This is a genomic window from Pelatocladus sp. (genome assembly GCF_059505505.1).
The window spans coordinates 1-21,787 of the sequence record NZ_JCACKS010000009.1 but is presented as its reverse complement, the minus strand read 5'-3'; the positions used below and the strand labels follow the sequence as shown (position 1 = coordinate 21,787).

The 21,787-nt window shown below is 44.4% G+C and carries 5 protein-coding genes and 3 pseudogenes; all 8 read right to left on the bottom strand.

Annotation, left to right across the window (positions count from 1 at the left end):
* Positions 1-669: pseudogene (locus AC5JMK_RS00755) on the bottom strand (GMC family oxidoreductase); the annotation flags it as partial.
* A 181-nt stretch (positions 670-850) separates the two neighbouring features.
* Positions 851-1,045, bottom strand: coding sequence for a hypothetical protein (locus tag AC5JMK_RS00750; protein ID WP_495909162.1), 195 nt, complete (start codon positions 1,043-1,045; stop codon positions 851-853).
* A 144-nt stretch (positions 1,046-1,189) separates the two neighbouring features.
* On the bottom strand, positions 1,190-2,446 hold the full coding sequence (locus AC5JMK_RS00745) for a glycosyltransferase (RefSeq protein WP_495909161.1): 1,257 nt from the start codon (positions 2,444-2,446) through the stop codon (positions 1,190-1,192).
* Between the two features lie 332 nt (positions 2,447-2,778).
* Positions 2,779-7,050, bottom strand: coding sequence for a non-ribosomal peptide synthetase (locus tag AC5JMK_RS00740; protein ID WP_495909160.1), 4,272 nt, complete (start codon positions 7,048-7,050; stop codon positions 2,779-2,781).
* Positions 7,047-10,886, bottom strand: a pseudogene (locus AC5JMK_RS00735) (amino acid adenylation domain-containing protein); the annotation flags it as partial. The pseudogene AC5JMK_RS00735 and the gene AC5JMK_RS00740, both read right to left, overlap by 4 nt.
* Before the next feature lie 87 nt (positions 10,887-10,973).
* Positions 10,974-15,646, bottom strand: a pseudogene (locus AC5JMK_RS00730) (type I polyketide synthase); the annotation flags it as partial.
* Between the two features lie 10 nt (positions 15,647-15,656).
* Positions 15,657-19,028, bottom strand: coding sequence for a non-ribosomal peptide synthetase (locus AC5JMK_RS00725; protein WP_495909159.1), 3,372 nt, complete (start codon positions 19,026-19,028; stop codon positions 15,657-15,659).
* A 46-nt stretch (positions 19,029-19,074) separates the two neighbouring features.
* A partial coding sequence (locus AC5JMK_RS00720) for a KR domain-containing protein (RefSeq protein WP_495909158.1) occupies positions 19,075-21,787 on the bottom strand: 2,713 nt, incomplete at its 5' end.

Here is a 21,787-nt window from a genome sequence, read left to right as displayed (position 1 = left end):
CATCCACCCTGCCGATCCTTGTTCTACCAGTTCATAAATTTGGCGAAGGTATTGGCCAACAAGATCGTATTGATTACCTAAACCAGTATTTTGAACTTTATTAGATGCTAAGAGAAGGCGTGGATTTTCAATTCCCCCTATAGCTAAAATAAAAACCCGTGACTCAGCCCAGAATTTTGTTCCTTTTATGCAAGATACTCTTAATCTTGTAACTGATCGTGCAGTATCATTTGTCTCAATATTTACTACATTTGCATGAAGATAAGTTTGGATATTCTTCGCACGTTCAAGTTCCACTTTGTAAGTCTTCCCAAATCGCATTGGTGGCACGGTAAATTGCCATATTTTTGTAATTATCCGGCTACTATGTAATGGAAGTAAACGTAACTCAGGATTTCCTATAGCTTCTACTAAATGTGCAGGATCATAATCAGAATAAGGGAGCTGACATACCTGTTGAGCACGATTGTAGTACGGAATTAGCTCTTGCTTGGTAAAGGGCCAGCCACTGTAGGGAACCCAGGGACGATATTCAAAGTCAATTTCATCAAGTGGCCGACACCATGATTGCCAAACGTTGGTATTACCACCTAAATAACGGGAACTCTGAATGTACTTGAAATATGGCAATCCAACATCCTCCCCCTCAGAACTATGCGTTACCCACATCTTTCTTTACAATCTTAAAACCCTTGTTATATAAGCATCTTAGAGACTGAAAGTTTAGGCGAACTTGACAAATTCGCGTTTGTCCTTCTCGCTAAAATTGTGTTTTTATTGAGAATGGACAACGACCGAATCATGGTTCTAGAGACGTGAGTTAATACTCTCGAAATGTTAAGAAAGATGTTTATAATGGATAGCCCTCAGAAAGGGATTGGGTGAGTTCATCAGGTTCTAGTCCCCCACTTTCAAGAAGGCAGACGCGATATGATGTGCCTAGAAATTCTTTGGCCAGCGTAATTCCTGCTGCCCCAGATCCCACAATGCAAATGTCACTATCGACAACAGTGTCTTCTGCTATAGTTTGCGCGTCAATAATCATAATAATAATGTAGATTTGTGTGTTGGCAAACAAAGGTATAATCGTACTAGCACATCATCAATAAGCAAATTGCTACAGCATGTAGGTACTTGCATTTACTACATAACCTGAATGGATAGATTCGGCTGGGATATTGTGCTGTTGTCAGTTAGGTGGTAGATGCTTGTGAAAAGCTTCGACTGCCCTCGCTACTCCGTCCTCTGCCTGAATCCGTTTGCCCATTGCCGCAGCACGCGATCGCATTGTTGTATCGTTGATAGCAGTTTGAATTGCAACAACTAGTTTCTCTACTGAAGGCTGTTCTTGCACAATTGGCGGTGGACCTAAACCTAACTCCCCTACTCTACGCGCAAAGAGAAACTGGTCGCCATTGTAGGGCATAGTAACTGTAGGAACGCCAGCACGTATACCATTCAATGTTGTACCATGACCACCGTGATGCACCAGTGCCGCCATTTGCGGAAACAGCCAATCGTGAGGCACTGATTGGATCGTAAATATCTCATCTTCTGGAAAATTGGCATCACGAAGCCCGCCTGCTACGGTTCGCACAATTGCTCGCTGTCCTGTCTGAATTAGCACTTTGCGAACTGTTTCTACTCCGATTTTCTCATGCCAGGTTTCAATATAAATTGGCGGTGGTCCAGCAGCCAGAAAATCTACTAGGTCGCTGGGCGGTTGCCAGTTCGACGGACGCTCAAGAAACCAGTAGCCAGTGACATACACCCAATCGGGCCAGTCATTCGGTTTAGGGACAAAAGAAGGACTACAGCTGTAAAGAAATGGTACTTTTTGTTGCTGCATTCGTGCCAACACACCTGACCTGGGGGAAAGAGGAGGTAAGTGCAAGGTTTCCTGTCGCCATTGGTTAATTGGTTGCCGAATAGATTGCCAGATGAGTTGATCGAACAAGGGGTAGGTCAGCCAGTTGTAAATCTCTTCTAAACGCGGAACAGTTGGTAAGTGTATGTGAGGAAAAAGAAAATGAGGCAAAACACGTGTTTGATGACGGGGGTTCACACAAGCTGCGTAGCAAGGTATGCCAAGTTTTTCAGCGATATCGTAGCAGGCAAATGTCTCTGAGTTAAAAACAATTGCCTCTGCATCTTGGCAAACCTGCCAGAGTACAGGAAGCAGACTCTCGTTCACTGGTCGTAGCCAATTGCCCAAATTAGGCATCAAACGGAAGGGATTGTTGCCGAAAGGTATTAGTGGACTTATCTTTTTAAAGTTATTACAGTCCATAGGCACAAAGTCCAATCCGCAACTGCTAACGAACTCTTGCATATAAGAAACAGTAGCTAGTTGTACTGAATGACCAGCCCGTTGCAATCCCAGCCCGAGGGCGACGTAAGCTCGGATGCCGCCTGGTGATGCCAATGCCACAATTTTTATACGCATACTTCCTGTCCTGTTATTTTGGCGTTGTACAATCAGGTTATGGTTTAGGGGATCTCCAAGTAATAAAATGCCCAGCCGTATTAAATATATTTTGGCATCCGCCCAAGTATTTAGGCGCTTTCGCCCTTCAGGCGAAAGCGACGGCTGGGCATTTTATTATTTGGAAAGGCCTAGGTAGGTCTAAGGATGCTCACTGGATAAGACAAGTTGGCTTTGTCAAAAGAGTTTTCACTATATTTATGGCAAAATTTATACCCAAATCTTCCAATTAATTTATACTTAGCTGCTTTAATGTCGCCCCAATATTCAAGGGTAAGTTCGATTTCGTAAAATTAATCAAGATACAATTTCAATTGTTCTTTTAATAATTGGACATGAGGTAAACTCAGCATCGTGTAATGTTCACTTGGAATATAAATAATCTCTACTGGTTTAGAGGAAAGTTCATCCCAACCTAAGGTTGGATTATTAAGCTCACCAATATTGCTGCCTTGGAAGAGGATGATTCGATTTGGATAAACTTGCGGTACATAGTTCAACATGGCTTGGATGTTGCTTTTGAAAACCTGCATAAGATAGTGAAGCTGTTGCTTTCCAATATCTGGAGGTACGAAATTAGCTATCTTCGCTTGTTCCAAGAAATGATTCAGTTGCTCATCTATATCTAACTGTTGCAGCTTGTCATCAAAAACTGACAAATTGTTCTCTCTAGAGCCAGCCATATCCTTAGCGAAATTGGCTAATAGTTTGGCATTGTCATATTCATAATCTGTAGTTTTGTTGCTCTCAACTGGTGCTAAACTGTCTAGCAAAGCAAGCAGGTTTACTTTATAACCCTGCTTGTGTAATTGTTGAGCTATTTCAAAAGCCACTACACCACCCATCGACCAACCTCCTAAAAAGTATGGCCCTTCGGCTTGAACGGCGCGTAACGCTTTTATGTAGTGATTTGCCATATCTTCGATTCTGGTGTAAGGCTGCGATTCCCCATCAAGACCTAGTGATTGTAATCCATAGAATGGTTGATCTGCTCCCAGATGACGTGCTAATTGGTAGTAGCAAAGAACATTCCCACCTACTGGATGAACAAAAAACAAAGGTGGCTTGGAACCGCTAGGTTGAATTGCTACTAAGGGAGAGGACGGCTGGGAATGAGTCTGTTGACGTAGGATAGTTGCCGATTTTTCAATAGTGGCTCCCTGAAAAAGAGTAGATAGAGGCAAGTTGTATCCAAACTGCTTCTGAATTTGAGCCATGAGGCGTACAGCTAAAAGCGAATGACCTCCAATCTCAAAGAAGTTATCTTGTACTCCCACAGGATGGACATCTAAAATTTCCTCCCAAATTTGCGTCAGTTGGAGTTCCAAGGAATCCCGGGGTGCGAGGAAATCTTTTTCTAACTTGAGTCTAGTGTTGTCAACTGTAGGTAGCGCCCGACGATCTATTTTGCCATTTGGTGTCAAGGGCATTGTATCAAGCACCACTAAGACCGACGGGATCATATATTCCGGTAGATGTTGCTTGAGAAAGTCCCGTAGTTCGTCGATGGTCAGGGTGCGATCGCTATGAGGAACAACATACGCCACCAACTGCTGATTCCCGGCTTGAGTTTCCCTATCGAGTACCACAGTTTCCCGCACACCAAGGTGTTTAGCCAGCACTGCTTCAATTTCCCCCAATTCAATGCGGAAACCCCGTATTTTTACCTGCTGGTCAATTCGCCCCAAGTATTCAATTTCTCCATTGGGTAAATAGCGTGCCCAGTCGCCTGTACGATAGAGTTGTGTCCCCGTCTGTTTGCTAAAAGGGTTGGGAATAAACTTAAGGGCGGTCAAGTCCGGTCGGTTGAGATAGCCCCTGGCTAGACTAACACCACCAATATGCAATTCTCCTGCTACACCAACAGGCGTAGGGTTCAAATATTGATCTAGCAAATAGACTTGCGTGTTGGCGATCGCACGACCAATAGGCACACGAGCAAGTTGTTGGTTTTTTTGCCTAATTGGTTCATAGATTGTTACCCCAATGGTTGTCTCAGTCGTACCGTAAGCATTAAGCCAACGGATGCGTAAGTGTCCGCAGGGCGGCTGTTCGCACAGATAGTCTACGAGTTTCTGCCAGAGGGCAAGTTTTTCTGGTAAAACTGACTCGGTTCCGACAATCACTAACCGAAGCGCGATCGGTAATGGTATCTCTTGTTGAGCAATGTAGGACACCCACTCATGCCAGTATGCAGTTGGTAGATTCAGGACAGTTAGTTTTTCGTGCTTGAGAAATTCTTGGAAGTCTGCGATGACTAGCACCCGTTCGGGGCGGATCACAACAGTTGAACCGCCCAACCAAGCAGAAAACAACTCTTCTGCTGCAACATCAAAGCTAATAGAAGCAAATTGGAGAATGCGATCGCCTGGTTGGAGTTCATAAGCTTTAGCAACCGCAGTACTGTGGTTTACCAAAGCTTGGTGCGCGATCGCCACTCCTTTGGGTGTCCCTGTAGAACCGGATGTGTAAATCACATAGGCTAAATTTTTAGCTGTGACATTATTGACTAAATTTTCCTGGTTATCCTGTGGGCATTGCTTTGCCCAGCCAAAAGTGTTCGCCTGCCAGTCGGTATCCAGGCATACTACCTGTGCCCCATGTTCTGGCAATCCCGCAACTAATCGCCCTTGAGTCAGCAGCACCAGAAGTTTCGCGTCTGCCAACATGAAAGCTAACCGTTCTTGGGGATAAGACGGATCTAATGGTACATACGCTCCGCCAGCTTTCAGGATTCCTAAAATTCCTACCACCATTTCTAGCGATCGCTCCATGCAGATTCCCACCAGTACTTCTGGCCTCACACCCAAAGACTGGAGATAGTGGGCGATTTTGTTGGCTTGGTGGTTCAACTCTCGATAAGTCAGTTGCTTGTCTTCAAAAACCACAGCAACGGCATCAGGCGATCGCTCTACAGAGCTTTCAAACAACTGATGGATACACTGCTCTTGAGGATAGTCGGTTTGGATGTGATTCCACTCCACTAGCAGCTGCCGTTGTTCGGCCACACTCAACAAGCACAAGCTACCCAGATGCTGCTCAGGATTAGCAAGAATGCTCTGTAACAAGTTCTGGAAATGCCCGATCATCCGGCTGATAGTAGCAGCTTCAAACAAATCCGTATTGTACTCGAACTCCCCCCTCAGCCCTGAAGAAGTTTCTTGCATCGATAGACTCAAATCAAACTTTGCAGTCTGGTTTTCCAGCTTCAGAAAACTCAAACTCAGACTGGATAATTTAATATCCTGACTAGGGGCATTTTGGAGGACAAACATCACCTGGAAAAGTGGGTGATAGCTGAGATTTCGCTCTGGTTGCAGTTCTTCCACCAGCTTCTCAAAAGGTAAATCCTGATGGGCATATGCTCCCAGCGTCACCTTACGCACTCGACCCAGGAGTTCTCGAAAACTGGGGTTGCCTCCCAGATAAATCCGCAGTACCAGAGTATTGACAAAAAAGCCAATAAGCCGTTCAGTTTCTGGTTGATTACGGTTAGCGATCGGCGATCCTACCAGGATGTCATCTTGTCCACTATAGCGATGCAGTAATGTCTGAAACGCTGCTAGCAGAGTCATAAATAAAGTCACCTTTTCCTGACAACTCAGGGCTTTGAGGGCTTCCATGACATCTATCGGAAGATATAAATATTGAGTCGCCCCGTGGAAACTCTGTACAGCTGGGCGGGGATAATCAGTTGGCAAATTTAGCACCGGGGGATGGCTATCTAGTTGTTGCCGCCAGTAGCTCAGTTGACCTGCCAAGACCTCTCCTTGCAGCCACTGGTGCTGCCAGATGGCAAAATCACTATACTGGATAGGCAGCTTTGGCAGTGGTGTTCGCGTAGCGTCTCGCAGAGAAGGTTTTCCATTACAGAAGGCTTCGTAAAGTGCTGCCAACTCCTGGAAGAAGATTCCCATCGACCAGCCATCGCAGACAATGTGGTGCATTGTCAACAGCACCACATATTTGGTTTGACTCAACTGGAGAAGAGTCATGTGCAGCAATGGATCTTTGGCTAGATTGAAAGGTCGTTGAAGCAACCGAGCAATCAGACGTTGAGCTTCCGCTTCCCGCTCAATCTCTGGTAAATTTTGCAGGTTTATCACTGGCAAAATCAAGGTCAGGGAGGGAGCAATGATTTGGCTGGGTTGTCCTTCTACGGATACAAAGTTTGTCCGTAAGGCTTCATGGCGGCAGACAATTTCGTTGAGACTCTGTGTCAATGCAGCTATATTAAGCGAGCCTTGGAGGCTAAAGGCAGCAGACTCGTTGTAAAAAGGGTTGTCAGGTTGCCACTGGTTGAGAAACCAAAGCCGTTGCTGGGCAAAGGACAGGGGCAGATTTCCCTGTCGTGGAAATCGGGGAATAGACTTCAGTGTGTAACTTGATGCCAGATTAGCCTGTTGCAAAAATGCGAGGATTTCTTCTTTGCGCTCAATCAACTCAGAACGCAGAACAGGTGTTAGCGTTCCTTGAGGAGCGTCGTAGCATAATTGGCGATCGTCATTCCAGATTTTTATATCCAGGCGGTTAAGATCAGATAATAACTTGTCAATGGGTTTCATAATTTTCCTTGCTCGCGATCGCTTACAGTGATATCGGCGATCGATTGCAGTTCTGGTGCTGTGATGCCAAACGCCTGAATGCAATTCGCCAAACCAGCCACAGTAGGATTTTCAAACAAGCTCCGCAATGGTAAATCCAGCTGGAATGCTTGACGCGATCGCGTAATTACTCTGGTAGCTGCCAAGGAATCGCCTCCGAGTTCAAAGAAGTTGTCGTGTATTCCTATCTCTCCCAAATCCAAAATCTCAGCAAAAATGGTGGCTAGAATTTCTTCAGTAGAGGTGCGGGGTGCAACAAAGCTTTCTTTGATGTCATTCCTAGTTAAGTCGGGGACTGGCAAAACCTTTCGGTCTACCTTGCCGTTGGGCGTTAGTGGCAAAACATTTAAAAATACATACGCACAAGGCACCATGTATTCGGGTAGCTTCTGCTTCAGAAACTTGCGTAAATTCTCAGTAATTGAGTCTGGCTTTTGAGTCGTTTGGGGCTGTAACAAATGCTTAGTCCAGTCCGAGTTTATCCCTCCACCTACAAAGCTGTGGAGTAAAACTTGAGTTGATTCCAGGCTAAATAAATCTCGCAAATCTTCAAACTCAATGGAACCAATGGGGCAAAGTCCGATTTCGTGTTCTGGTGCCACCTGCATCAGCAACTGGCTGATGTAACCAGCCTCTAAAAGACAAAAGTCTTTTGCCAATTCCCCATACATCGGAGTAATGGCACGCATTTGCCCGATCAAAAACAGTGAAAAGGCTGATTTCTCAAAAATTGGCTGATTTCCACCATAAACGCTGCTCTTAATCTCGCTAACAGCACTAAGTAGTACTAGACGGTGGTCAGCAGGGTGGTAATAGTATATACCAGATTTCAACCCTTCGACTCCATTGGGTTTGATATATAAGTATGTCTGTACAGGATAGAGGCTCCCAGCAGAAGCATAGCGATATTTAGGTAAAGGAGACTCATCTAGTTTCATCTGTAGCAAGCAGCTCAAAAACTGGCTGAACTTTTCCAGAGAAATAGATTCATCTAGAAATTGCCGATAGCTTTGACGCTGCAAATAAGCTTGGGTCAGAACTTCATTAAATTCCGGTTTAGGCAACTGGATACTGGATTGATTTAGTTGTAGCTGTCGTAATCCTGGTTGCTGCAACTTAAACTCAATGCGCTCTACTGGATCGACCAACACTCCTTCAAATTGCGGGGGTTCGTAAGCTTCAATCAGCTGCTGAGTAGTGGGAACTAGTTCTTGCTTGGGGACTATGTAAGCTACCAGTTGCTTGTTTTTTTGTAACTCTCCGACAGCAGTTACTACTACCTCCCGCACACCAGGATGCTGTTGCAGAACTGTCTCTATCTCACCCAATTCAATGCGGTAGCCATTGACTTTGACCTGAAAATCTTCTCGTCCCAGAAACTCAATATTGCCATCCGGCAAAAACCGCCCCAAATCACCAGTTTTATACAATCGCTCTTTGGTTTGAGGATGAGTGATAAAGCTGGCAGAGGTCTGGTTCCGATCTCGCCAGTATCCCTGTGCTAGTCCTGTTCCAGCAATATAAAGTTGTCCTGGCACCCAAATTGGACAAGGTTCAAGTAACTGATTGAATACGTAAAAACGCTGGTTTGTCAGCGGTTTACCGTAAGGAATACTCTTACTAGCTTGGTTAACTGCCTCAATCGGGTAGAAGATAGACCAGATAGAAGCTTCAGTCGCCCCTCCCAAGCTTACAACTTGGACATTTTGGCACAGCGCTTGAATTTGATCTGGTAAGCTCAGTGGGAGCCAATCGCCGCTCAACAAAATTAAACGCAGTGAATTCGGCAGTTGGGAAGACCGACCTGCTGTGTACTCCACCAGTATCTGCATTAGAGCTGGTACAGAGTTCCAAATAGTGACTTGCTGTTGGTGCATCAGTTCTAACCACTGAGCTGGGTCTTTGCTAGCCGTGGCTTCGGGGATAACAATTGTTCCACCAGCAGCTAAAGTGCCAAAGATATCGTAAACCGATAGGTCAAAGCTGAGGGAAGACAGGGCTAGTACTCGGTCATTTGCGCCGACACCAAAGCGTTGGTTGATGTCGAGAATAGTGTTGACTGCACCGCGATGGTCAATCATCACTCCTTTGGGTAGACCAGTGGAGCCGGAGGTGTAGATGACATAGGCTAAGTCCTCTGGTGTCTGCACCGACTCCAAGGACTGGTTGTATTCCCCTAACTCCAGAGTGTCCACACAGAGACGCTGAAGGCTTTGTGACCAATTTAGACGAGTGTCGATCGCAGTCTGAGTCAGCACTATTTGAACTTCTCCTTGTTCTAGTAAATGCCAACAACGCTCTTGAGGGATATCTGGGTCAATGGGTAAATAGGCGGCTCCGGCGATCAAAATTCCCAGGACGGCTACCACTTGCTCCCAACCTTTGTTCATCACTACTGCCACCAGTTGATTAGGACAAGCTCCTAGTTGCCGGAGTCGGTGAGCTACCTGATTGGCACGGCAGTGCAATTGTCCATAGGTCAAAGTGCAGTCGGGTGTGACTACAGCTGGCTGATGCATTCGCTGGGAAACTTGCGCTGCAAATAAGGTGTGAAGCATTCCTGGAGAAATAGCTACTTGCTGCTCTATCTGTGTTGTGGGTATGAATTGTCGTGTTGTTGCTTCCCAGACCTCCTCCTCAGTAGCAAGCGAATTGAGAAGGCGACAATAAGCACTAAATATACCGTCCAAAAGTCCCTCTGGGAAAAGTTCTTCCACAGCGTCCCAAACAAAGACCAAAGCTCCCCCATCTTCGTAAACTTGATGGTCTAGCCAAACTTGGGAAGTCTGGCTAATGCTATAAACGACTTCTCCCAGGTTGACTGATTCCAAGGTATCCTGGTCTGAAGTACCTTGAGTCAAGGTGCTAGTAAACACAATTGGCATTGCCGCTCTTGTTGCTCCACCTTGAGTCCGCGCTAGTTCTCGCAGAACTTGAATCCCACTAAAGTAAGAGTGTTCTAAGTCTTCCCAAAGCTGCTGCTGTAGTCGTCGCGCCCTTGCTGCAAACGGCTCCTGAATCGAATTATCTACCGCCAGCAAGGTCAAGGAAGTAAAGTCTCCTATCAGTTCATTTACTTGGGGGTGTAGTGGCAGACGATTGAACAGTGTCAAATTCAGGGTAAAACGAGGGTTTCGACTCCAGACAGTCAGGATATCAGCAAAGGCAGCTAACAACACGCCGGAAGGAGTTAATCCTGCTTGATTAGCCCGATTTTGCAACTTTAACCAAATTGTCGGCTGCAAGTCCCCACTCCGGCGCACAAAGTGGGGCTGTGTTACAGAGCTAGGGCGTGTCATCAGCGGTAACTCCGGTGCAGAGGGCAATGTGGAGAGACGGTTGAGCCAATAATCTCTAGAACGCTGGTAAAATTCCGAATTTTTGAGTGAAATCTCCGCTAATACGTAGTCTCGAAATGAAAGTTCTAAAGGAGCTAGTAAGGCTTGAGGATTTCGGTAAAGTTGAAACAGTTCGCGTTGCAGAATCTCCATACTCCAATTATCGACAATCAAAGCGTCAATGCTGATATGAAGTCGAACGCGTTGGGCATCTAAAAGAGAAACTCGCAGATCGAATAAAGGCCAGCGATCGCATGGTAGTATTTGGTGGGACATCCGCTGCCGTATATCTGCTAACTGCGATCGCATTATTTCCGGGTTCTGTCCACGCAGGTCTAAAACCTGAATCTGGTATTTCGGCACAGTTTGTAAAATCTGTTGCTGACCGTCTGGTAGTACCACGGTTCGCAGCATTTCGTGACGCTCGATTAGTTGCCACAACGCTAGATTCAACCGTTCCAGATCCAAATCGATACTTTCGATCTCTTGGTATCCGTGAGTTGCGATATTTCCCAACTCGAAGGCTCCACTGCGACCAATCCAGTAAGCTTGTTGCACGTCAGTCAGAGGAAAAGGCTGATAGCGCTGAGTTGGATTTGGTATAATTCGGGGCAGTGAAGTTACAGAATTATCCTCTGTTCTCAATTGAGTCTGCTGGTTGGTGATCGCCACAGCTTGAGCAGCCACCGTCGGAGCTATAAACAAATTATTCAGAGGTATTTCCACCTGAAAAGCTTGGCGCAACTGAGAGATAATCTGGATAGCGAGCAAGGAATGTCCACCCAATTCAAAGAAATCATCGTAGCTGCCAATTTGCTCAAAACCAAGGAGTTCCTGCCAAACTTCAGCAACAATCTGCTCTGTTTGATTTCGGGGAGTAACATAGGCATTTCTTAAATTTGGTCTTGGATGCTTTGATTTAGATAAAGAAGGCTGGACTAACTCTTGCAAAGCAGTCAACGGTGTTACAGCCTGACTCTGCTCAAGCATCAATTGTAAATCTTGGGTTGAGACAATCAATTGAGGCAGAGTCTGACATAATATTCGATGAAACACATCCTTACCCTCCTGGGACAACATGCCTTTTTTCAGGTTCTCTTCTCGGCGCTGTCTCAGGTCAATAGGCACCGCTGTGTCCACCGCCATACCAACTTCTTGCCAAGTATCCCAGTTAATAGATACTGCAAAGGTTCCATCTTTGGCAGATTTAGAGTAAGCGATCGCATCCAAAAAGGCATTAGCGGCACAATAGTCTACCTGACCAAATCCCCCTAAAACTGAGTTAAGTGATGAACAAAGAACAAAGAAATCTAACTGCTGATTTTGGAAAATAGTATCAAGTACTCTGGCTCCCGTCACCTTGGGGGAAAGCACACTTGCTGCTAATTCTGGAGTTTTGAGTTGAATCACACCCCCTCCTGCAATCCCCGCAGCGTGAATCACACCGTGAATTTCGCCAAATTTCTCAACTACCTGATTGATGACTGCCTGCATCTGTTCTAGATTAGCAACATCGGCGTTTTTTACCAAAATCTCTGCGCCCAACTCTTCAAGTGCTTGCACTTTCCGGATTTGGCGGCTGATTTTATCCTGTTGATAATGATTTTTCAGCCATTGTTGCCATTCTTCTCTTCCAGGGAAACTAGAACGTCCGATCAAGATCAACTTTGCTTGCACAGTCTGTGCCAAATATTCTGCAAGCACTCCTCCAACGCCTCCCAACCCGCCTGTAATCAGGTACACTCCCTGATGACGTAAACGAGGTTTATCTGGGACAGATGCTAGCAATTGCATTGGCTCAAAGGTTTGCACCCATCGGCGATTCCCACGGTAGGCAGTAACTGAGTTAGCTGGTTCCAGAATAAGTTCTGATAATATATCTTCTACAAGTTTTTCTTCGTGCCAAGTTTTCGATTCGGGAATGATAATATCAATGCTGTGGCAAGTAATTTGTGGGTATTCCTGGGGAATAACTTTACAAGGACCGAGCAAGGTGGCTTTTTCTGGATCGAGTGTCTCCATGCCTGTCACTTGCTGCATATTATTGGAAACAACCCCAATTTGCAGAGGATCTGTAAAATTACGTTCTCCTAGTGCCTGAGCTAGAAACAACAAGCTGTAGAAGCCTAAATCTTGAGTTTCTAAAGGAGTGTGTTCATCTAAGGTAACGCTCCATAAATGCACAATAGTTTTGGGGATTTTTCCCAAATTGCAGAGTTCCTGAAGCAAGGGACTATAATCATCACGCTGTCGGGGATTCAGAATATATGTATTATTACTGAGCTTGACAAATTGTTTTCCCACTTTCACGGCGATTACATCCTGGTTTTGTTGCTCCAGTTGTTTCACCATTTGCAAACTCAAACTACAATCATTAATAAATAGCAGCCAGCACGACTTTTGCTTTGCGATTTCTGCTAAAAAGGCTGAGACGGCATAGATTGTTTCCAGATGGGCATATAAAACCAAGAACTAACATCTGGCTTTTTCTTTGATGATGCGGCGTAATTGTTAAGAGTATCTGCCTGTTTTTGTGGTTCGATCCAGTAACGCTGGCGTTCAAATGGATAGGTGGGTAAAGGTAGGCGATTCCTGCGGAAAGCTTCTTTAAGGTGTTTTTCATGTCGATAAAATTTCGACCAATTAATCTCTTTGCCAGCTAGCCAAATTTGACCAAGTGTTGTGAGTAAAAATTCTCGATCTGATTGTTGGTTTTGTGGATGCTTCAAGGTGGATAATATAAGATGATTATCTGCTTTTTGTAAAGATTGTCTGGCAAATGTGCTTAAGGTTTTTCCAGGGCCTACTTCCAGGAACAGCCGATTTGATTCTTGTAACAAAAGTTTCAGCCCATCAGCAAAGCGAACTGTTTGCCGCAGATGTTTAACCCAGTAGTTTGGATCTGTTGCTTCTATATCTGTAATCCAATTACCTGTGATGTTGGATACATAGGGAATTTTAGGAGGCTTCAGGTTAACTTGGTTTACCAGCTGTCTAAATGATTCTAAAATTGGGTCGGTCATCTGGGAATGGAAAGCATGAGAGGTCAAAAGACGGCGAACTTTCAAACCTTGTGCAACGAGGTGATTTTCCAGTTGAGCGATCGCATCTGTAGAACCGGAAACTACGCACAAGGATGGGGCATTAATCGCCGCTAAACAAAGTTTTTCCCCCAACAGGGGTTGCACCTGTTGGGCAGAAAGTGGCACAGCTAACATTGACCCACTAGGTAATTGCTGCATTAGCTGTCCCCGTGCTGCTACCAGTGCCACAGCCTCTTCTAAGGAAAAAATACCAGCAAGATGTGCTGCTACATATTCACCGATGCTATGACCGATCATCGCTTGGGGATGAATGCCCCACGACATCCACAACTTAGCTAGAGAATATGCGATCGCAAACAGGGCTGATTGCGTGATGGCGGTCTGGTTTAGTTGCTGCGTCGCAGTTTCAACTTGTTCTTTCTTGGGATATAACACGCTACGTAAGTCAAGCCCCTGGTGCCCTTGGAAAAGTTCACAGCACAAATCAAGTGCCTCTTGAAACGTCGGCTCAACTTGATAAAGTTCCAAGGCCATATTTACATACTGTGTTCCCTGTCCGGGAAACATAAACACTACGGGCGGGTTGCGGTGTTCTTGGTGAAAAGTCAAAACTCTGGGCGAATCTTTGATTTCTAGTGTTGTGACTGCATCGTTAATATCTTGGCAAACCAAGAACCGTCGATGGTTAAAGCCTCGTCTCCCGACCTGCAAGGTGTAGGCAATATCTCCTAAGTTGACTTCAGGATGTAACCTCAAATGTTCAACTAAATTAACTGTGGCCATGTCTAAAGCAGAAGCGGTTTTGGCAGACAAAAGTAACAATTCCCAAGGTCTGGAAGGACTGGAAGCTTCGATGGGGGGTGCTTCTTCCACAATTACATGAGCATTAGTCCCCCCAATGCCAAAGGAACTCACACCCGCCCGCCGGGGGGTGTTGTTTGTCTCCCAAGGGGACAGAGTAGCGTTGACGTAGAAAGGACTGTTGCAAAAGTCAATTTGAGGATTGGGCTGCTGAAAGTTCAAGCTGGGAGGAATTAACTTGTGTTTCAGTGCCAGAACAGTTTTGATGAAGCCTGCGACACCCGCAGCCGCATCTAAATGTCCGATATTGGTTTTTACCGAACCAATGGCACAAAAACCATTTTTTTGAGTACTCTCACGAAACGCCGCTTTCAGTGCGGCAATTTCAATGGGGTCGCCTAGAACTGTGCCGGTTCCATGAGTTTCAATGTAGGTAATTGTTTCAGCTGCTACCCCGGCGACGGCTTGGGCTTGGGCGATCGCGTTTTTTTGTCCTTCTATGCTAGGGGCTGTGTAACCAACCTTAACGGCACCATCGTTGTTGATAGCTGACCCCCTGATAACTGCGTGAATACAGTCTCTATCTGCTAAAGCGTCCTCTAGTCGTTTTAAAACCACGATGCCAACGCCACTACCAGCAACAGTTCCCTCAGCTTTGACATCAAAGGCGCGGCAGTGACCATCAGGAGCAAAGATTCCTCCTTTTTGATAACTATAACCAACTCGATGCGGCACGCTAATTGAAACACCGCCAGCCAGTGCCATATCACTTTCACCAGCAATCAAACTTTGACAAGCAAAATGAATAGCAACCAGTGAGGTAGAGCAAGCAGTTTGAATCACTACGCTTGGCCCAGTTAAGTTTAATTTGTAAGAAACTTGTGTGGTTAAAAAATCACGGTCATTACTCAATAATGTTTGATAAATGCCAATTGATTCCAGTAAATTTTGATTGTTAACTAAGTTATGAAACAAGTAACCACCGAGGCTCACACCAGCATAAACGCCTATCCGACCTGGATAAATTTCCGAGTTATAACCAGCATTTTCCAAAGCTGACCAAGCACATTCTAAAAATAGCCGATGTTGAGGATCGGTGATTTCTGCTTCTTTGGGATTAAATCCAAAAAAAGCAGCATCAAATAATTCAATATCTTCTAAAACTCCTTTGGCTTTCACATAGTTATGGTCTTGTAAAATCTGTAAATCTACCCCTGACGTTAATAGTTCTCCATCGGTAAAAACCGAAATTGACTCCACACCATCACGTAGATTCTGCCAAAACGAATTCAGATTTTTCGCTCCGGGAAAACGACCAACCATGCCAATTACCGCTATTGACTCTGGGTCATTTAATGATTCTTGATGATTCATTTGAGGACTCCTAATTTTCAGTTGCAGGGTAACTGTTTCTACGTTGGCGTTGCTGCTTTAAGGCTGCTCTACGGGAGGTTGGCAAAGATTCTATTTCCGGCTCAAAAATATCTCCTTGGCTTAGATATTTGGCAAAAGAACTGATAGTTGGATATATAAATAAATCGACTATTGATATATCTTTATGAACAATTTCTCGTAGCTTGCTATGAACTTGAACTGCCAGTAAAGAATGTCCGCCTAAATCAAAAAAATTATCATAAATTCCCACTTTTTCCACATTCAGTACTACTTGCCAAATATTGGCAAGCATTCTTTCTGTTTGAGATTGGGGAGCAACGTAAGCGGCTGCTAGTTCTTTTGGTAAATCGTCAGGCTGGGGTAATTGCTGATGGTCTATTTTGCCATTGGCGGTTAATGGTAGCGCTTCTAGCACCACAAAGGCTGAAGGTACCATATACTGAGGTAGTTTTTCTTTGAGAAAGTCGCGCAGGTTACTAAAACTAGGAATTTTACTTAAACGAGGTACGATATAAGCTACAAGCCGCTTGTTGTCTGGACGATCTTCCCGATTGAACACCACAGTTTGCTGTATATCAGGATGTTGATTTAGCACCGCTTCGATTTCGCCAAGTTCAATGCGGAAACCACGTATCTTCACCTGGTGGTCAATGCGACCAATGTACTCTATTTCTCCAGTTGGTAAATAGCGTGCTAAATCTCCTGTTTTGTACAGGCGTGCTGCTGCATTTTTGCTAAAAGGATTGGGTATAAATTTCTCTGCGGTCAAATCAGGTCGGTGAAAATAGCCCCGTGCTAGTCCTTCGCCACCTATGTGCAGTTCACCTGGTACACCTACAGGAACAGGTTGTAAGTGTTTATTCAATATGTAAAGTTGAGTATTAGCAATTGGACTACCTATTAAAATTACACCAGATAAAGAAGTTTTTGTTGATACCTCATATACACAACATCCAACAACAGTCTCTGTCGGACCATATTCGTTAATTATTTTGGTATTGGGTGCATAAGTTCGCCATTTTGAAAGATTCTTACCATACAAAGCTTCTCCACCTATAATCAAAGCTCTGGTTTGATCTGCAATGTCCTCACTAGGTAACAACTGGTTGAGAATTTCCAGATGCGCTGGAGTAATTTTAATTAAACTAAAATCACTTTTAGAGCACAAAACAGTCTTAAGAGCTTCAATTTCATTTTCTGTTGGAAGAAGAACTATTTTCTTGCCCCCTAGTAATGGAGAAAACAAGCTTGTAATCGTTGCGTCAAAGCTGATTGATGAATGAACAGGTGTGCCACAACCATCCATTACTGGATAAGACTTCTTGCACCAACTCAGATAATTAACCAGTCCTTGATGAGGGATCATAGTTCCCTTTGGTTTTCCAGTTGATCCTGATGTATAAATTACATAAGCTAAGTTCAAAGATGTGACACAACTTTCCGTATTATCCTCAATTTCCTGTGAGATAATCCTCCAGTCTGCATCAAGATCGACTACGTGTATGTCACTCTTAGGAAGTTTATGTAACTGTTTATGCTGAGTCAGCAATACTGGTGTTTGGGCATTTTCTAGAATAAATGCTAATCTTTCTTGAGGATAGCTAGGGTCTAGTGGTACATATGCACCACCTGCTTTGAGGATGGCTAATAGTCCAATGACCATTAAGAGCGATCGCTCTACACAAATCCCTACCAATACCTCTGGTTTGACTCCCAAAGAACGCAAATAATGTGCTAGTTGATTTGCTCTAGCATTGAGTTCACTGTAGGTTAGTTGTTCATCTTCAAACACTACAGCTACCACATCAGGTGTTTTTTCTACCTGTGCTTCAAATAATTCATGAATACATTGCTGCTGAGGATAATCAACAGAGGTATCATTCCAGTCTACTAGCAATACTTGCTCCTGAACTAGTGTTAAAAGCAGCAAGTTCGAGATTCTTTGGTCAGGATTAGCAACAATACCTTCTAGTAAGGTTTGAAAACAGCTCAACATTCGGCTAATAGTAACCTCATCAAATAGAGCCGAGTTGTACTCCATAATTCCAATTAGCCCTTGCTCGGTTTCCATCATTTCCATAGCTAGCTCAAACTTCGCTATTCCTTTTTCAATGTCCAGGGAACTCACGGTCAAACCAGGTAATTCGAGAGTTGTTTTTAGGAAATTCTGAAGTTGAAACATCACCTGAAACAAAGGTGTATGGCTCAAATACCGCTCTAGCTTCAGTTCCTCAAGTATTTGTTCGAAAGGCAGATCCTGGTGAGCATAAGCTTCTAAAGCAACTTGACGCACTCTTACCAAAAGCTCCCGAAAACTGGGATTGCCTCCAAAGTAGGTACGCATTACCAAGGTATTGACAAAAAATCCAATTAACCCTTCAGTTTCAACCCAATTGCGCCCGGAGACAGTAGTGCCGACTAGGATGTCCTCATGCTGAGTATAACGGTGAAGCAACGTCTTGAACGCCGCTAGCAACGTCATGAATAGTGTTACTCCCTCCTGCTGACTAAGAGCCTTAAGCGCCTCGGTTAGGGTTTTAGAAAGTTGCAAAAACTGCGTTGCACCTTGGTAGGTCTGAACAACCGGACGTGGACGGTCAGTAGGTAATTCTGTTACGGAGGGAGCACTAGCCAACTGCTGCTTCCAATAAGCTAGTTGCCTCTCTGGTTCCTCTTGTTGAAACCACTGCCGCTGCCAAAGAGCAAAGTCCACATACTGAATGGGAAGTTCTGGAAGCAAAACAGGGCGATCGCTGTTAAAATTTTTGTAAAGTGCTGACAGTTCCTGAATGAATATACTGAGCGACCAGCCATCACAAACAATGTGATGGATTACGAACAGCATCACGTACTCGGTTTGACTCAATTGCAGTAGCATCACTCGCAGTAACGGACCTTTGGTTAAGTCAAAGGGACGCTGAGCTTGTTCGGTAGCTAATTGCTGAACTTTACGTTCCCGTACCGTTGGCGGCAACTCTTGGATATTTACTACTGGTATCGTCAAGGTTAAAGTTGGGGCAATTACTTGGAGTGGTTGACCATCTACTGTGATAAATGTAGTGCGTAAGGCTTCATGACGCCTAACAATTTCGTTGATGCTACGCTCCCACGTTGACACGTTGAGTTGACCCTCAAAGCGCATGGCTTGAGCAATGTTATAGGCGGCGCTATCGGGGTTTAACTGGTCAATAAACCACAGGCGCTGCTGGGCAAACGATAGGGGAAACGAATTGGATTTTCGACTTTGGGGTGCGATCGCTATTGGTGAGAAAGGATTTCCTTTTTTTTCATTCAGTTTTTGCAGCAGAAGCTTGCGTTTTTCTGGAGAAAGATTGGCGATGCGCTGAGAAAGTTCACTCATTTGGCCCCCTTACCTCAATTAAATGCTCTTGTGAGACAAGTAATGTCTATACCTCATCCTTTGATAGTTGTTCTATGTCTGCTAAGGCTGCTACCAATACGTCTCGATCGCTTTGCTCGATTAATTTTTGGATCAGCGCTTCAGCCAACTGGGCTATAGTGGGTGCTTTAAAAAAGCTCTGATAAGGTAATTTTACCTCGAAGGTTTTGCACAATCGAGAAACAGCCATAGTAGCAAATAAAGAATCTCCTCCCAACTCAAAAAAGTTGTCATAGATACCCACTTGTCCAATACCCAAGAGTTGTTGCCAGATGTCAGCAAGGGTTTGTTCGACCTCGTTACGAGGGGCAACATAAGCATTTCCCAAATTGGGACGGGGGTAAGTTTGTTTGACTTGATTCTGTTGCGCTAATTCCTCTGAGAAAGACTGAGCAGAATCCTGCGTCTGAATTAAGCGCTGAAAATCTTGTGTTGATACAATGACTTGAGATACTGTATTACTACATAGAATACGTCTAAATGCCTCAATTCCCTCTGAAGTCGTCATTCCTGCCGTCAAAGCTTCTCCTGTTATCTGCTTATGTCTTGCTTCGACAGCGATCGCCATTCCTAAATTGTTCCATCTATCCCAGTTAATAGATATAGTGAACCTGTTATATTGATAAACACTATAGTGAGCGAAAGCATCAAGGAAGGTGTTTTCAGCAGTATAGTCTACCATCCCTGGTACGCCCAGAAACGAACTTTGTGATGAACAGAGTACAAAGAAATCCAGCTTGACATCCTTGAAGAGAAGATCGAGAACTATTGTTCCCACAACTTTTGGTGCCAAAGCAGTTGCAGCAACTTCTTTTGTTTGTAGTTGAATCATGCCTCCTCCAGGAACTGCTGCTGCATGAATCACCCCATTTATCTGACCAAATTGCTGATTCGCTTTTTTGATAACCGCCGACATTTGTTCAAAGTTAGCAACGTTAGCGCTAACCACCATCACCTCTGCACCCAATGCTTCTATGACCTGCAATTTGTGGATTTTACAGCTGACGCTATCCTGCTCATCATGAGTTGATAGCCATTGTGACCACTCGTCTCGGTCGGGAAAAGCTGAACGCCCTAGAAGTATTAGCTTAACATGTACTGTCTGTGCTATGTATTCTGCTAGTGCAAGACCAATGCCTCCTAGCCCACCCGTAATCAAATAGACTCCCCCTTCCCTTAATCGAGGATTTCCTTCAACTCTTCCATCTAATCGGATAGGTTGAAAGTCCTGCACCCAGCGATGATACCCACGGTAGGCTATAACTTGGTCAGATGTTTGGGCATATAGCTCGTTCAACAGCCCTTTAATCAGTTGTTCCTCTTGCCAACTTTCATCTGAGGGAATATCGATATCAATGCTACGACAGCTGATATTTGGATACTCTATTGGAATAATTTTACACGGCCCGAGAAGAAGTGCCTTTTCTGGGCATAGCGTTTCTGAGCTTGTCACCTCCTGCATATTGTTTGAGACAATCGCAATTTCAAGGGAATGTGTTTGATTGTTGTCATTAAGTGCTTGCGTCAAAAACAGTAGGCTGTAAAAGCATAAATATTCAGACTTTTCTAAGGAATCAATTGATAATTTTGTGTGGAGATTTGGTGTGACACTCCATAAATAAACAATCTTATTTGGGGTCTTGTTCAGTGCAAGAAGCTCTTTGAATAGTGCGTTGTAATCATCCCGTTGTCGAGGGTTGATGGTATATGCCCATTGAGACGATTTATTCTTTTTACCAAATTGCTCTCCAACCTTGACTGTAATCACCTCGTGACCGTCAAGATCGAGACCTTCGACCATTTTCTCACCCAAGCCGCACTCATCGGCAAACACTAACCAACATCCTGGTTGAGTTGCTTGAACTTTTAAGTCCAAAGGCTGTGGCAGCATCGAGCGTTTCCATGATGGAATGTAGAACCAATCGGCAATGTCGGCTTTCTTGTTTAATGAGACTTGAGGCATCTGATCGGCTTTTTTTTGCTCAACCAACATGGTAAATGCTGGTGGTGCTGATAAATCTCCCGCTGTCGAAGCTTGAGCCACCAGAACATCGTGCCCAAAAGCTTCAATTTCAGATAGAACCACTACCTCAACAAACCCACGCTCGCATAGTGCTTCCTCCCACTGCTGTTTTGATAAAAACGGATTTCCTTGGCTGCGTTCTTCATCCTCAAGCGGATTCATCAGCAGACCGTCAGTCATGTCGAATTCTATTTGAGGTTGTGTAATTTCCCAAATCAGGAGAAAGCCTCCAGGGGCTAACAGAGAGCGTACATGGTCTAAGGTTTGTGCCATGTTTCGAGTAACATGCAGCACATTGACAGCTATTACTACATCAAAGCAGTGTGTTGAGTAACCTTGCTCAGTTGGAGGTCGCTCAATGTCTAGCAAACGATATTCAACAAAAGGATAGGCGCTAAATTTTTGTTCAGCTAGTTGTAGGAACAAACCACCTACGTCCGTAAAAGTGTAATTAGTTTGCTTTGATGGCAAAATTGGGAGCAGAACTTCTGTAGCAATTCCATTTCCACCCCCGATTTCCAGAATTCTCAGGTTGACATCTGGTGGTAATAACTTCACCACTTGTTCTAGACTTGCCCGAATAATCCCGTTACAGTACTCCTCAAAGGATAACTTTTGATTTAAATTTTGATTGAAATCTTGTAGTAGTTTTTCACTCTCCCCCCACAAACGAGAGTTTGCAGCGTAGGTAAAAGCA

Excerpts from the sequence above, each read along its gene's own strand:
- AC5JMK_RS00725 (WP_495909159.1), bottom strand. The coding sequence starts at position 19,028 with ATGAGTGAACTTTCTCAGCGCATCGCCAATCTTTCTCCAGAAAAACGC.
- AC5JMK_RS00745 (WP_495909161.1), bottom strand. The coding sequence starts at position 2,446 with ATGCGTATAAAAATTGTGGCATTGGCATCACCAGGCGGCATCCGAGCT.
- AC5JMK_RS00750 (WP_495909162.1), bottom strand. The coding sequence starts at position 1,045 with ATGATTATTGACGCGCAAACTATAGCAGAAGACACTGTTGTCGATAGT.
- AC5JMK_RS00740 (WP_495909160.1), bottom strand. The coding sequence starts at position 7,050 with ATGAAACCCATTGACAAGTTATTATCTGATCTTAACCGCCTGGATATA.